The sequence below is a fragment of the Acidimicrobiia bacterium genome (assembly GCA_009694375.1).
In the GTDB taxonomy this organism is placed as follows: Bacteria; Actinomycetota; Acidimicrobiia; order Acidimicrobiales; family VFJN01; genus VFJN01.
This window is the reverse complement of sequence record SHVB01000020.1, coordinates 14,135-27,305: the sequence shown is the minus strand read 5'-3', so window position 1 is coordinate 27,305 and position 13,171 is coordinate 14,135. Positions and strand designations below refer to the sequence as shown.

General features: G+C 65.7%; 16 protein-coding genes. 3 read left to right on the top strand and 13 right to left on the bottom strand.

Going from position 1 to position 13,171, the window contains the following annotated elements; genetic code table 11:
• The first annotated feature begins 9 nt into the window (after positions 1-9).
• Positions 10-1,041: a 4-hydroxy-3-methylbut-2-enyl diphosphate reductase gene (gene ispH, locus EXQ71_11010; GenBank protein ID MSO88029.1), complete on the top strand. Its 1,032-nt coding sequence runs from the start codon at positions 10-12 to the stop codon at positions 1,039-1,041.
• A 71-nt stretch (positions 1,042-1,112) separates the two neighbouring features.
• Entirely contained in the window at positions 1,113-1,664 is a 552-nt protein-coding gene (locus EXQ71_11005; GenBank protein ID MSO88028.1) for an HD domain-containing protein, read from the top strand.
• On the opposite strand, the gene EXQ71_11000 is transcribed toward EXQ71_11005, so the two are convergent.
• Genes EXQ71_11000 through EXQ71_10965 form a run of 8 tightly spaced genes read right to left on the bottom strand, consistent with a single transcriptional unit; the run spans position 1,661 to position 7,983 of the window.
• Positions 1,661-2,368, bottom strand: a complete 708-nt coding sequence (locus EXQ71_11000) for a 1-acyl-sn-glycerol-3-phosphate acyltransferase (GenBank protein MSO88027.1) — start codon at positions 2,366-2,368, stop codon at positions 1,661-1,663. The two genes, EXQ71_11005 and EXQ71_11000, sit on opposite strands and share 4 nt — an antisense overlap.
• The gene (locus EXQ71_10995; protein MSO88026.1) at positions 2,361-2,981 is read right to left on the bottom strand and encodes a (d)CMP kinase; all 621 of its coding nucleotides are present in this window, start codon (positions 2,979-2,981) and stop codon (positions 2,361-2,363) included. Before EXQ71_10995 ends, EXQ71_11000 begins: the two co-directional genes overlap by 8 nt.
• A gap of 11 nt (positions 2,982-2,992) precedes the next feature.
• Positions 2,993-4,315: a 3-phosphoshikimate 1-carboxyvinyltransferase gene (gene aroA / locus EXQ71_10990; GenBank protein ID MSO88025.1), complete on the bottom strand. Its 1,323-nt coding sequence runs from the start codon at positions 4,313-4,315 to the stop codon at positions 2,993-2,995.
• Positions 4,312-5,373 carry a prephenate dehydrogenase/arogenate dehydrogenase family protein gene (locus EXQ71_10985; protein MSO88024.1) on the bottom strand — a complete coding sequence of 354 codons (1,062 nt, stop codon included), beginning with the start codon at positions 5,371-5,373 and terminating at the stop codon, positions 4,312-4,314. The genes aroA and EXQ71_10985 overlap by 4 nt, the downstream gene beginning before the upstream one ends.
• 4 nt (positions 5,374-5,377) lie before the next feature.
• Entirely contained in the window at positions 5,378-5,746 is a 369-nt protein-coding gene (gene aroH / locus EXQ71_10980; protein ID MSO88023.1) for a chorismate mutase, read from the bottom strand.
• 10 nt (positions 5,747-5,756) lie between these two features.
• Positions 5,757-6,494, bottom strand: coding sequence for an rRNA pseudouridine synthase (locus EXQ71_10975; protein MSO88022.1), 738 nt, complete (start codon positions 6,492-6,494; stop codon positions 5,757-5,759).
• Entirely contained in the window at positions 6,495-7,211 is a 717-nt protein-coding gene (gene scpB, locus EXQ71_10970) for an SMC-Scp complex subunit ScpB (protein MSO88021.1), read from the bottom strand.
• The gene (locus EXQ71_10965) at positions 7,204-7,983 is read right to left on the bottom strand and encodes a segregation/condensation protein A (protein ID MSO88020.1); all 780 of its coding nucleotides are present in this window, start codon (positions 7,981-7,983) and stop codon (positions 7,204-7,206) included. The genes scpB and EXQ71_10965 overlap by 8 nt, the downstream gene beginning before the upstream one ends.
• 79 nt (positions 7,984-8,062) lie before the next feature.
• On the opposite strand from EXQ71_10965, the gene trpS reads away from it, so the two are divergent.
• Complete coding sequence (trpS, locus tag EXQ71_10960) at positions 8,063-9,040, top strand: tryptophan--tRNA ligase (protein MSO88019.1); 978 nt, start codon at positions 8,063-8,065, stop codon at positions 9,038-9,040.
• A gap of 7 nt (positions 9,041-9,047) precedes the next feature.
• On the opposite strand, the gene EXQ71_10955 is transcribed toward trpS, so the two are convergent.
• From EXQ71_10955 to EXQ71_10935, 5 genes are read right to left on the bottom strand one after another with little or no spacing between them, the layout of a single operon-like run.
• On the bottom strand, positions 9,048-9,566 hold the full coding sequence (locus EXQ71_10955; GenBank protein ID MSO88018.1) for a hypothetical protein: 519 nt from the start codon (positions 9,564-9,566) through the stop codon (positions 9,048-9,050).
• A gap of 11 nt (positions 9,567-9,577) precedes the next feature.
• Complete coding sequence (locus EXQ71_10950; GenBank protein MSO88017.1) at positions 9,578-9,907, bottom strand: hypothetical protein; 330 nt, start codon at positions 9,905-9,907, stop codon at positions 9,578-9,580.
• Positions 9,908-9,916: 9 nt separating this feature from the next.
• Positions 9,917-10,810: a tyrosine recombinase XerD gene (locus tag EXQ71_10945; protein ID MSO88016.1), complete on the bottom strand. Its 894-nt coding sequence runs from the start codon at positions 10,808-10,810 to the stop codon at positions 9,917-9,919.
• Between the two features lie 56 nt (positions 10,811-10,866).
• Complete coding sequence (locus tag EXQ71_10940; protein ID MSO88015.1) at positions 10,867-11,454, bottom strand: NUDIX hydrolase; 588 nt, start codon at positions 11,452-11,454, stop codon at positions 10,867-10,869.
• Complete coding sequence (locus EXQ71_10935; GenBank protein ID MSO88014.1) at positions 11,423-13,069, bottom strand: CTP synthase; 1,647 nt, start codon at positions 13,067-13,069, stop codon at positions 11,423-11,425. The genes EXQ71_10940 and EXQ71_10935 overlap by 32 nt, the downstream gene beginning before the upstream one ends.
• Positions 13,070-13,171 lie beyond the last annotated feature (102 nt).

Here is a 13,171-nt window from a genome sequence, read left to right as displayed (position 1 = left end):
TTGGCCCCCATGGCTGTCGACAAGGTGCTTCTGGCGTCTCCCCGGGGTTTTTGTGCGGGGGTGGAAATGGCGATCAAGGCGTTGGCCTGGATGGTGCGGGCCTTTGAGCCCCCCGTCTACTGCTACCACGAGATCGTCCACAACCAGTTAGTGGTGGATCGCTTTCGAGCTCTCGGGGTGATCTTCGTGGACGACATCGCCGACATTCCGCCGGGACGCCCGCTCATGCTCTCCGCTCACGGCTCCGCCCCCGAGGTGGTCCTCGCCGCCCGAGCCAGCGGGGGGTACGTCGTGGACGCCGTGTGTCCCCTCGTGACCAAAGTGCACCATGAAGTGAAGGTGCGAGCGGCCAAGGGCTTCCAGATCGTCTACGTGGGCCATGAGGGCCACGAGGAGGCGGTGGGAACCATGGCGGTGGCCCCCGATTCGGTGCATCGGGTGGAGTCGATCGAGGAAGTCGATGCCCTGCCGATGTTTGACCAGCCCGTTGCTCTTCTCGCCCAGACCACCCTCTCGCACAGCGACTGGGCAGCGGTGGCCGAGCGCGCCGCGGAGCGCTTCCCGGATGTTTGGCAGCCCGGCAGCAGCGACCTTTGCTTCGCCACCACCAATCGACAGGCGGCGCTGGGGGCGATAGCGGCCCGCTGCGATGCGGTTATTGTGATCGGTTCCGCCAACTCGTCGAATACCCGCGCCCTCGAGCGAATGGCGCGTGAGGCGGGCGCGGCGGTGGTGTGTCGGATCAACCACCCTCGAGAGATTCCCTCCGGCTTGCATGGCATCGTTGGGGTTACCGCCGGTGCATCGGCGCCCGAGGAGTTGGTGGAGGCGGTCATTGCCTATCTGGCCCCGCTCAACGGGGTGGAAGAGGTTCGCATCACCGAGGAAGACGAGTATTTTCCACCGCCGCGTGAGCTGCGTGACCTGTTGAGCTCGGTGGATGTGCTGGCCACCTTGTCGCTAGGCGGAAGTCTGGAGGCTCGTCCGCCCCTGCGGGATAGGGCCATCGCCGCCAGCGACGTCCTCGAACAGCTCCTCTAGCCTGGCCGGGGAACGCATCCGAGCCCGCCTGAGACCTACGCCAGAGGCCCAGAATTGGGTACGCTCCCGGCATGTCATTTCGGAGCATGGATACCTCAACCGCGCAGGAGTGGGCCGTGATCGGCCAAGAAACCCGGGAAAACCAGTCCCGGGTAGCCGATCGAGTGTTGGACCTGTTGCGGTCTCTCGCCGAGATCACCGACGGTTTCGCCACCGATCAACTGACCCACTGCCTTCAGACCGCCACCCGGGCCGAGCGCGACGGGGCCGACGACGAGGTGGTGATTGCCAGCCTCTGCCACGACATCGGAAAGGCCATCAGTGTCCCGGGTCATCCCCAGATCGCGGCGGCCATCCTCCGGCCCTACGTGCGGCCCGAGGTCCACACGATGATCCTCGTGCACCAGGATTTCCAAGGCGCTCACTACTACCACCACTTCGGCGGCGATCCGGCCGCTCGCGAAAACCATCGAGACGCCCTCACCGATCAAGAGTGGCGGCTCGCAGAGCAGTTCGCCGACGACTGGGACCAAAAGGCCTTCGACCCCGATTACGACACGCTCCCCCTCGAGCACTTCGAGGCCCGGCTACGGGACCTATTCGCCAGCGCCAATCTCTTTTAGTGTCGCGTTCCGCCCGCTCGCGCCATGGCCTCGTCGAAATGAGCCTGCAGTTCGACGCGTAGCCGCTCTGTGAGCGCTCTTATGGCGCTGCGGGGCACCCGGCCGCTCTCGTTCTTGGGCGGTGGTGGTATCGGAGCACCGACTACCAGAACCAGACGCGCCCGATGGGGTATTCGTGACCCCTTCGCCATTGCCATCTCGCTCCCTCCGATGCCCAATGGAACGATCGGAACGCCACACTTGGCCGCCACGTAGGCCGTCCCGTCGAAGATCTCAGAGAGCTCCGGTCCTTCGTTGCGGGTGCCCTCAGGGAACATGACCAATGGATTCCCGCCCTCCACGATATCGATGCAGGCCTTCATCGCGTCGCGATCCGCGGTCCCTCGATGCACGGGGAAGGCGCCCAGTACGGAGACAAACCGGCCCAGTAGATGGAATCTCCAAATGCTGTCTTTGCCCATGTAGCGCATCGGTCGATCCGTGACCAGGGACGACAGGGCGAAGTCGATGTTGCTTCGATGCACGGGAGCCAGCACAAAGGCCCCGGACGTAGGAATGTGCCCCGCTCCGAAAATCTGGGCTCGGCCCACCACCTTGAACACGAACACGAAGGCACCGCGGACAACGGCATAGCTCAGACGGGTCGCCACACTGGGCTCACCCGTCCAAATGTGGATGTCGCCCCCCGGTCGATCTCTAGTCATTGAGGGCCCGGTCGATGACGGCGACGATGTCGTCTACCGTGAGCGATGAGGTGTCCACCAAGAAGGCATCGTCAGCAACGACGAGCGGCGATGTTTCCCGGCCCTGGTCGAGGGCATCCCGACGGGCAATGTCCACCGCCACCGTCTCGTAGTCGAGATCGCTCACCTCCTTGGACCGTCGTTCGGCCCGCACCGCAGGGTCCGCCGTGAGATACACCTTCAGTTCGGCGTCAGGGAACACCACGCTGCCGATGTCGCGGCCTTCGATCACCCCTCCGGCGTGGTCTTCTACCCAGTCCCGCTGGCGCTGCACCATCTCGGCCCGAACTACAGGGTTGGCCGCCACCACGCTGACCGCTCGGCTCACCTCGGTGCCCCGTATCTCAATGGTGGCATCCACGCCGTCCACAGTGACCGCCTGCAGGCCGATGTCCATCTCAATGTCGCCGACGATCCGGGCGACGACATCGGCATCGGTCGGATCGATCCCCCGGCGCATGGCGGCGAAGGTGACGCATCGGTACATCGCCCCGGTATCGAGATAGTCCAGCCCCAGGTGGACCGCTAAGGCGCGGGCCACCGTGGATTTCCCCGACCCGGCCGGCCCGTCGATAGCGATGATTCTCACGGCCGTCGTACCATAGTTCCCGCCCCGGGTGGCCCGGAGAGCTCATCCAACATGGTCCAAAACCGCGGGAAGGTCTTGGCCACGCAAGCCGGGTCGGCGATACGAATTCCCGCCACTCGCAACCCAACGAGGGCGAAGGACATGGCCATGCGATGGTCGTCATAGGTTTGGACCGTCCCCGGCCCAACCGGGCCCGGCCGCACCACGAATCCGTCGGGCTGCTCGCGGGCGTCCACGCCGAGGCGCTGCAACTCGGTTACCACCGCCCGGATCCGATCGGTCTCCTTACCTCGAATGAAACCGATACCGCTCACCTCAGTAGGGCTCTGAGCGAAGGCCGCTACCACCGCCAGGGTTTGGGCAGTGTCGGAAACTTGGGCCATGTTCGTCGCAATGCCGCGCAGTTCGCCCCGCCCGGTGACGGTGGTGGAAGTTGCGCCCCGGTCTACCTCCGCTCCCATTTGTTCCAAGAGGTCCACGAAGGCGAGGTCTCCTTGCCCCGAACCTGTCCCGAGTCCCTCGACGGTCACCGAACCCCCCACGAGGGCCGCCGCCGCAAAGCAATAGGAGGCGGCGCTGGCATCAGGTTCCACCGCATACTGCGTGGCCCGATAGGGCTGAGGCGCCACCACCCAGGTGTGGTCGTCTTGGTCGACCGTCGCCCCGAACGCCGCCATGACCGCCACGGTCATCTCCACATAGGGCCGTGACACGAGATGCCCCTCCAGGTGCACCGTGAGACCGTTCGGCATAGCCGGTCCGGCGAGGAGCAGACCGGAAAGGAACTGACTCGACACGTCGCCCCGCAGCCGCACCTCGCCACCCGTGAGGGACCCCCCGGTGAGCTCAACGGGCAGGTGGCCCGGGGCCCCCACCTCGCGCACATCAGCACCGAGACTTCGTACCGCAGTCAGGGCTTCGGCCATTGGCCGCTGGCGCATTCGATTGGCGGCATCCACCCGGTGGAGGCCGGCACCCAGGCCCGCCACCGGCAGCAGGAACCGACTGGTGGTACCCGAAAGGCGGGCGTCGACCAGAGCCACATCAGCCGAGGGGCGACCAGCGCTGCCCTGCACCACCACTCGGCCGCTCTCCCACTGCGGCGCGATGTCTACGCCGAGGGCCGCCAGGCCGTCCACCATGGCTTCGGTGTCCTGCGCATGCAGAGCGTTGATGATCTCGCTCGTACCCTCGGCCAGCGCGGCGCACACCAGCGCCCGGTTGGTGAGGCTCTTTGACCCCGGCAGGGTGACGATGGCCGCCAGCGGATGAGCGATCGGGCTGATCGGGAGCGGGTCGGGTAGCGGCGCCAGACTCATTGGAGGGGAAGTACCGCCGGTCGAAAGCCCTGGGCCAACAGTCCGGCGCGCAGTCGCTCGGCCGCCGCCGCTTCTACGATGAGGATCAACACCCCGCGCTCCCCCTCACTCGAATGGGCGATCTCGACGTCGGCGATATTGACATCCAGGGTGCCGGCCAGGGTGGTGACTTCCGCCAGCACCCCGGCCCGGTCGGGTACCGGAATGCGGAGCTCGCACAAGGCAACGGTGCCGATCAGACGGGACGGCAGGTTCTTTCTCGCCGTTCGGGCTTGCTCCAGCATGGCGAGGAGCGCATCGCGATCTCCCTCCGCCACCACCGTCCGCACCTCCTGCAACGACGCGATCAGACCGTCGAGGACCTCCACGATGGCGGGCCGGTTTTCCACGCAAATATCGGGCCAGATACCAGGGTGTCCCGACGCCACCCGAGTCATGTCGCGGAAACCGCCAGCGGCCAGTCGGAGGAGGGCCCGGTGCTCGTTGCCTCGCTCTTCGGCCAGTTGCATGAGCGCGGCGGCGGTGAGATGGGGCACATGGGACACCACCGCCACCAGCGCATCATGGTGTTCCGGGGCCAGGGCCACCACGTCGGCCCCGAGGTCCACAATCACCGACCGCAGCAGGTTGAGGTGGCTGTCGTCATTCGTGGGGGTGGGGGTAAGTACCCACACGGACCCGGCGAACAGGTCGGCGTCGGCCCCGTCGATCCCGTCCTGCTCCGAGCCCGCCATCGGGTGACCACCGATGAAGCGCGGGTGGTTCACGGCTTCCACAATGGACCCTTTCACGCTGCCCACATCGGTGACGATCCCCTGAGTGGAGGCCAACGCCGCCTCGGCAGCATCCGGCACGGACCGCACGGGCACGGCGAGGAAGGTGATTTCGGCGGCGGGATCGGGGCCAGCATGATCAATAGCCCCCATGGTTAGTGCCCGGGCCGATCGGGAGGGGTCGATGTCGGTACCACTGACGTACCAGCCGCGGCGTCGCAGCGCCAGGCTGATCGAGCCCCCTATCAGGCCAAGGCCGACTACCGCGGCGCGTCGCTGACTCATCGGCTTACCCGGGCAGATCGTCTCGGAGGCCGATGGCCCCTTCGAGGTAGACGTGTTGGAGATCGGCCCGGGAGCGCTCGGTGGTGAGGTGCATCATGACCCGCACGCACCGTTCGGTGCCGCCGATGATGGTCAACTCCTGGGCACACATGAGCGGGACATCTCCCAACCCCATCTGCCGGGCGGCGGCGGCCGGAAAGACGGAGTGGATGTCGTTGGTGGAGGTAAAGAGGATGCTGATGATGTCGTCGTGAGCGACACCGTTGCGTTCGCACATCGTTTCCAGCAGGGCGATCACCCGCTCGTAGACATGGGGTTCGTCGTCCTCCGCGATGGTGGTGGCGCCCCGCAGGGCACGAACAGCGGTCGTCATGTCGCAGAGGTTACCTGCGGGGTCCGGCCACCACCGCACGTTCCAGGCCTCGCACCTCGTCCTGGGTGAGAGGCCGCCACGACCCGGGGGTGAGGGTGCGGTCGGTGAGGGTGCCAATCCGGGTTCGCACCAGCCGCTCCACGGGAAATCCAACGGCCTCGCACATTCGTCGAATCTGGCGATTACGGCCTTCGTGGATCGTGATGCGCAGCAGGCGGGCGCCGAGCTGGGCCACCTTGGCTGGCTGGGTGACGCCGTCGTCGAGTTCCACCCCCTCCCGCAGCCGACTGATCGCACCCCGGTGCGGTTCGCCCACCACCGACACCAGGTATTCCTTATCGACACCGAAGGATGGGTGGGTAAGGCGGTGGGTGAGGTCGCCGTCGTTGGTGAGGATGAGTAAGCCCTCGCTGTCGGCGTCGAGGCGGCCCACCGGGAACACCCGCGGCTCGCTCGGTACGATCTCGGTGACCGTGGGGCGACCGTGGGTATCGGACACGGTGGTGATGGTGCCGGCGGGCTTATTCAACAAATAATGGACCAAGCCCGCCTTCACGCCGATTTGTGCCCCCCCGATTTCGATGACGTCGGTCTCGGGATCCACCCGACGACCCAACACCGCCACCTCTCCATTCACACGAACGCGACGCCTCTCGATGAGGTCCTCACACACCCGACGGCTTCCCAGCCCGGCCTGGGCCAGTACCTTCTGGAGCCGAACGCCGTCGTCGTCAGGCGTCACGGACAATCAACCGTCCGGGTCGTCGAGGCGGATCTCGTGGCGAGTGAGGTTGTCGAGGGGCATTTCTTCGGGAACCCCGCCGGTATCCCGCCGAGGGTTGCTGGCCTCGATTTCGTCGAGCTGTTCGCTCAGGCTCGGGCCGGGCGGCGGCCGTAAACCCAACTCCAGGTGTTCCACCACGTCGGCCCCCGGCACGAACTCACTCAGGGGTGGCAGTTGCGGCAAACCCTCAATGCCGAGGCGTTCCAGGAACAACGCGGTGGTGCCAAACAGCACGGCTTGACCCACCCCAGGGTCTTTGCCCACCTCGGCGATGAAGCCCCGTACGTGCAGTGTTCGCATGACCCCATCCACGTTCACGCCTCGGATGGCGGCGACCTGCGCTCGCGACACCGGCTGCTTGTAGGCCACGATGGCCAGCGTTTCCAGCGCCGCCCCCGACAACCGAGCGGACTGTCCCTCCAGCACGAATCGCTCCACGTACGGGGCCAGATCGGCGTGGCTCTGATAGCGCCACCCCCCGGCTACGGCCACCAGGACAAAGCCGCGCTCACTTGCCTCGTATTCTGCTGCGAGGGCCTCGCAGACCTCCACGACCTGGGTCGCGGGGATTTCGAGTAACTGGGCCAGCAAGTGGGGCTCGACGGGGACCTCCGCCACCATCAAGACGGCTTCGATGGCCCGGCGGGTTTCGGTGGAGGTAGTGGACACGACATCACCCATCGTAGGCGTCGACTCCGGCGAGGTCTTCCAGTTCTGAATGATCGCGCCCGAGCCACACAATGTGGATGTCGCCGAAGCTGCGGGGCTGCTCGAGATCTACGAAGCCCTGTTTGAACAGTTCCAGCACCGCCAGGAAGCGCACCACTACGTCGAGGCGCTCGACGAGGTCCCCGGTGAGCGCTCGGAAACTGATTCTTCCGGCCAGGGGCAACTCCTCCAGGAGCTCCGCCACCGCGTCGAGGACCGACGCCCGGATCGGCGCGACGTGGTCGAGGTCGATGCGCACCACGGGCTTCGGGGTGACCGCCCGGAGGTAGGCGGCCCGGAGGGCGGTTGGGGTAATGCCGGCGAGCAGATCGGGGGTGAGGTCGAGGAAGCGTTCGTCGGGGCCGGCCACTCGTGGGTAGGAACGGCTCGCCTCGCTCGCCAGGCCTGCCAAGGCCACGGCAGCGTCCTTGAATGTCTTGCACTCCACCAAGCGAGTGAGGAGCATGTCTCGCTCGCTCCACAGCGCCAGTTCCTCGTCGAGGTCGAGGTCGTCTTCGTCCGGGAGGAGTCGGCGGGTCTTTAGTTCGATCAGGGTGGCGGCAATGAGGAGGAACTCTGTGGCCACATCGAGGCTGAAGTCTTCCATCTTGTCCAACTCGGAGAGATAGGCGTTGACGATGGTGGTGAGGGAAACGTCGTAGAGGTCCACCTGCTCTCGCAGGATCAAGTGCAGCAACAGGTCGAAAGGACCGTCGAACACGGGAGTAGTCACCTCGTAGGCCATGGCCACAATGCTAATCACATTCGTGTGGTTCCTAAAGGAGGCCGGAGGGTGACCTCCCTGCGGCCTACCATTCACCCCCGTGACCCCCCGCGTCTTTTCCGGCATCCAACCCACCGGTGAGCTCACCCTCGGCACCTACCTCGGTGCGCTCCAGCGCTTCGTGCGGCACCAGACCACCACCCATTCGGTGTTCTGCGTGGTGGATCTGCACGCCATCACCGTGCCGCAGGAGCCGGGCCAGCTCGCCCAGCGCACCCTCGACACCGCCGCCTTGTACCTAGCCTGCGGGATCGACCCCGCCGCCAGCACGCTGTTCGTCCAGAGCCACGTCCCCGAACACAGCCAGTTGGCATGGCTCCTGGAGTGCACTGTCAGTTTTGGGGAACTCAGCCGGATGACACAGTTCAAGGAGAAGTCCGACCGGCAGCAGTTCGTATCGGCGGGCCTGTTCACCTATCCGGCCCTCATGGCCGCCGACATCCTCCTCTACGACACGGATCGGGTGCCGGTGGGTGATGATCAGCGTCAGCATCTAGAACTCACCCGAGATGTCGCCGAGCGCTTCAATCATCGCCATGGCGATACGTTCGTGGTGCCCACCGCCGACATTTCCGCGGTGGGGGCACGGGTCATGGACCTCCAAGATCCCGCTCGCAAGATGTCCAAATCCGTCGACTCGCCGCAGGGCACCGTGTTGATGCTCGATGAGCCAGCGGTGATCGTGAGGAAGTTCAAACGAGCCGTCACGGACAATGACGGCGAGGTGCGTTTCGACCCGGCGACGAAACCGGGAGTGTCCAACTTGCTGTCTATTCTGGCGGCCGCCACCGACACCACGCCCGAAGCGCTGGAGGGCCAGTACCAGCAGTACGGCCCGCTCAAGGCCGATACGGCTGATGCGGTGGTAGCCCGCCTGGCCCCGATTCAAGCGGGCTACCGCGAGTGGGCGGCCGATCCGATGGCCCTGCGGGCGGTCCTGGTGCAAGGGGCCGAGCAGGCCCACGCGGTGGCCTCGGCCACCCTGGCGCGGGCCCAGCAGGCGCTGGGGCTCGGCTGAGATTGGGTTAGTCGTCGTCGGCGGCTTTGAGGGCGGCGGCGATGTGGGGGGCCAACGTCCAAGCCGACTCGCGTTGGTGGTGCTCTCTCGCCCAGGTCACCGTGAGGGGATCACTTCCGGCCATCTCGAGAAGGTCGCCACCGAGCCGGTCGTGATGCATGTACAGCCCCACCTTGCGAGCGATTCCTCGTTGTCGACGCCAGATCGTGGCGGCTTCCGGGCCCGCGAGTTTCGCCGACAGGGTGGCGACGACGCGTCCGTAGGTGCGCAGCGAGGATTCGGCCTTGCCTACGTCGTGGAGCAGGGCGGCGGCGAGCACCGGTCGCGTGGCCTCGACCCCGAGTGCTCGTTCAACTCGTCGGGCCACGGCGGCGGCGTGGCGTCGGTCCGGGCCCGACATCCGGGCCCACAGGGGTACTTCCGACGGTAGAAACTGCTGCAGGACCCATTCGGTTTCCGTGGCGGAGGGGCCGCCAGGACGCAACGAGAACACGAAGCGCTTCACGAGGTGCCCAGTAGAGGCCATCAGCGGGATGACTAGGCGTGGTCGATGCAGAAACGGGTGGCGGGCATGGCCTCGAGGCGGTCGGCCCCCACCGGCGTTCCGCAGGTTTCGCAGGATCCGTAGACCCCCTCGTCGAGTTTGGCGAGGGCCCGTTCCACCTCATCGAGTTCGTTCCGGAGTTCGGCGGCGAGGAGTTTGTTCTCCCCCTGCTCGGCGGCCACCTGTCCGGAGTCGGCGAAGTTGTCGTCGAAATCGGGGCTGGCCCCCGTTCCCTGTGAGAGGCTGGCCACCTGGCTTTCCAGGCGGGATCGTTCCACAGACAATTCTCGACGGGCGGAGTTCTCAAGCGCGGGTTCAGACACCTTCCCAGGCTACCGCTCCGCCAATGCCCTGGGGTGCGAAGACCGGTACACCTCCCACAGCCGTTCCTTCGCTACCAGCGTGTAGAGCTGTGTCGTACTGATGGAGGCATGGCCGAGGAGCTCCTGAACGGCCCGAATGTCCGCCCCATGGTCGAGCATGTGGGTGGCGCAGGAATGGCGCAACACGTGCGGACTGAGGCGGCCCTGCAAGCCCACTCGCAGACCGTGGCGCCGCAGTACGTCCCACGCCCCCTGCCGGGTGAGGCGTCCCCCCCGGGCGTTGAGGAACACCGCTTCCGCATCGCCCCGCCGCGCCCACTGAGCCGGGGCCAGTTGGCCGCGTCCTCCGGGGCCCAGCCAAGTCACCAGCGCCCGTCCGGCGTGGTTGCCCAGCGGGACGATGCGCTCTTTGGCGCCCTTCCCAAAGGCCCGGATCAGCGCGTCATCGAGATCGAGATCACCCATCGACAGCCCTACCAGTTCCGATACCCGCAACCCGGTGCCGTAGAGCACCTCGAGGATGGCGCGATCCCGTTGCGCGATGGCGCCATCGCCCTGTGGGGAAGCCAGGAGAAGCATGATCTCCGCTTCGCTCAAGGCCTTCGGTACCCCGCGGGGCACTCGGGGTAGTTCGAGGTCGGCTCCCGGATCCACGCTGGCGCCGCCTTCCCAGGCGAGAAACCGGTGCAGCGCCCGCACCGGCACTAAGGATCGGGTCACTGATGCTGGAGCCAGTCCGCGGTCTTGGAGTGCATGGACGTAGGCCACGAGGTCTTGCTCAGTCACCTCCGCCAGGGTGCGGTCCTCGGTGTCGAGCCACTGCGTGTAGCGGCGCAGATCGCGCCGGTAGGCGGTGATGGTGTTGGCCGAGCGTCCCCGCTCGGCGGTGAGCCAGGTGAGCAGATCCTCGGCCTCCAGGGGGAGGATCTGCCGCTGCGGCAGGTGAAGTTCATCGACGGTCACGGGTGGCCGGCGGCGGTCAGCAGGAGCCCGATCACCGTCTTGCCGTCGGTGATGCGCCCATCGTGGATCATCGCCACCGCATCCGCCAAGGGCACCCGCAGCACCGTCATCGCTTCCTCTTCCGGTCCCTGAGGGTGGTGGGGTACCTCCCGCAGCTCGGTGCCTAAGAAGACCGATACGGCTTCGTCGCAAAAGCCCGGGGAGTTATGAAAGGTGGTGAGGTGTTCAAGGTGACCGGCGTGGAGGCCGACCTCCTCGGTGAGTTCGCGATTGGCGGTGATCATCTCGGCTTCCTCGGCCACATCGCGCACACCGGCGGGAAGTTCCACCAGGTGGGCATCAAGCGCCGTGCGGAACTGGCGCACGAGGGTGACGGTGCCGTCTTCGTGGAGGGGGACCACCGCGACGGCTCCGGGGTGGTGCACGATGTCGCGCTCCACCATCGACCCGTTGGGGGTCTCATAGCGGGCCACCGCCACTCGAATCCGAAAGCCGTTGTGGATGAGTGTCTCGCCCCGCTTGGTGAAGGTGCCGGTCATCAGGACCCGGCGACTACGCCGTAATGGAACGAGAGGCGGGGGCATGGTCGAAGAGATGCGGCGTTCGCCCGTTGGCCCGATCCAAGGCTGCACCCACCATGTCGCGGAAAAGCGGGGCGGGACGGGTGGGCCGACTCTTCAACTCCGGGTGGGCCTGGGTGCCCACCCAGAAGGGGTGGTTGCGGAGTTCGATGAACTCCACCAGTCGGCCATCGGGCGAGCTACCCGAGCACCAGAAGTCTGATTCCTCGAAGCGGGCCCGGTAGCGGGCGTTGAACTCATAACGATGGCGATGACGCTCCGACACCACGGTCGTCCCGTAGGCCTTCGCCACCAGCGATCCTTCCTCCACCTGGGCTACATAGGCTCCCAGTCGCATCGTTCCGCCCATGTCGGTGACGCCCCGCTGTGTCTCCATGAGATCGATGACCGGATAGGGGGTGGTGGGGTCGAGTTCACTCGAGTTGGCTCCCGCCAGGCCCAGCACGTTGCGAGCGAACTCGATGGTCATCATCTGTAGTCCGAGACAGAGGCCCAGGCAGGGAATGTCATGTTGGCGGGCGTAACTGGCGGCCATGATCTTGCCTTCGGTGCCGCGCTCCCCGAAACCCCCCGGAATCACGATGCCGTCGAGATCCCGCAATCGGCCCTCGGCCAACAGTCCTTCCACATCTTCGGCCTGGATCCAGTCGATTTCCACGTCGCAACCGTGATGAAAGCCGCCGTGCTTCAAGGCTTCCACGACCGACAGATAGGCATCTTGGAGGCTCACATATTTGCCGATGATGCCGATCTTCACCGTCCGATCAAGCGACTCGACCTTGTCGACGAGGGCTTCCCACTCGGCGAGGTCAGGCTCTCCCGCATCGAGTCGGAGCAGGTTGCACACCACGGTATCGAGACCCTCTTCATGCAGGACCAGCGGGATTTCGTAGAGGTTGCGAGCGTCGGCGGCGTTCACCACCGCTTCTATGGGCACGTCGCACAGGCGGGAGATCTTGCGTTTCAGGCCCTCGGCCAAGGGATGCTGGCTCCGCACCACGATGGCGTCGGGCTGGATGCCCCGACCGCGTAGTTCGGTCACGGAGTGCTGCGTGGGCTTGGTCTTTTGTTCGGCCACGATGAGTGGGGCCAGGGTGACGTGGAGGTAAAAGACGTTGTCTCGCCCCACGTCGAGCCGGAACTGCCGAATGGCCTCCAGGAAGGGGAGGATTTCGATGTCACCCACGGTGCCGCCGACCTCGGTAATCACAACATCGCGATCTTCGCTGGCCAGGCGGGTGATGCGCCGCTTGATCTCATCGGTGATGTGCGGAATGACCTGTACGGTCTTGCCCAGGTAGTCGCCGCGACGCTCGGCGGCGAGCACAGCCGAGTAGATCGACCCGGTGGTGGCATTCGAATCCCGGGTGAGGTTCTCATCGATGAACCGCTCGTAGTGCCCCAGGTCGAGATCGGTTTCCCCGCCATCGTCGGTTACGAAGACCTCCCCATGCTCAAAGGGGTTCATGGTGCCGGGGTCTACATTGATGTACGGGTCGAGTTTCTGCATCGTGACCGTCAGACCCCGCGCCTTGAGCAGACGGCCCAGCGACGAGGCGGTGATGCCCTTGCCCAGCGACGATGCCACCCCGCCGGTCACAAAAATGTGTTTGGTCATCGGAGATTCTCCGCGACCGAATCGTTGAACGCAGCCACGGGTCTACACCTTACCTTTCGCCACCCCGCCCTGCGCGCATCGACGCGATCCCGGCCCGACCCC

Coding starts and splice junctions, on each gene's coding strand:
- EXQ71_11005 (MSO88028.1), top strand. CDS start 1,113: ATGTCATTTCGGAGCATGGATACCTCAACCGCGCAGGAGTGGGCCGTG.
- scpB (MSO88021.1), bottom strand. CDS start 7,211: ATGGGTGATGTCGTGTCCACTACCTCCACCGAAACCCGCCGGGCCATC.
- EXQ71_10985 (MSO88024.1), bottom strand. CDS start 5,373: ATGAGTCAGCGACGCGCCGCGGTAGTCGGCCTTGGCCTGATAGGGGGC.
- EXQ71_11000 (MSO88027.1), bottom strand. CDS start 2,368: ATGACTAGAGATCGACCGGGGGGCGACATCCACATTTGGACGGGTGAG.
- EXQ71_10935 (MSO88014.1), bottom strand. CDS start 13,069: ATGACCAAACACATTTTTGTGACCGGCGGGGTGGCATCGTCGCTGGGC.
- EXQ71_10965 (MSO88020.1), bottom strand. CDS start 7,983: ATGGCCTACGAGGTGACTACTCCCGTGTTCGACGGTCCTTTCGACCTG.
- aroA (MSO88025.1), bottom strand. CDS start 4,315: ATGAGTCTGGCGCCGCTACCCGACCCGCTCCCGATCAGCCCGATCGCT.
- EXQ71_10940 (MSO88015.1), bottom strand. CDS start 11,454: ATGCCCCCGCCTCTCGTTCCATTACGGCGTAGTCGCCGGGTCCTGATG.
- EXQ71_10955 (MSO88018.1), bottom strand. CDS start 9,566: ATGGCCTCTACTGGGCACCTCGTGAAGCGCTTCGTGTTCTCGTTGCGT.
- aroH (MSO88023.1), bottom strand. CDS start 5,746: ATGACGACCGCTGTTCGTGCCCTGCGGGGCGCCACCACCATCGCGGAG.
- ispH (MSO88029.1), top strand. CDS start 10: ATGGCTGTCGACAAGGTGCTTCTGGCGTCTCCCCGGGGTTTTTGTGCG.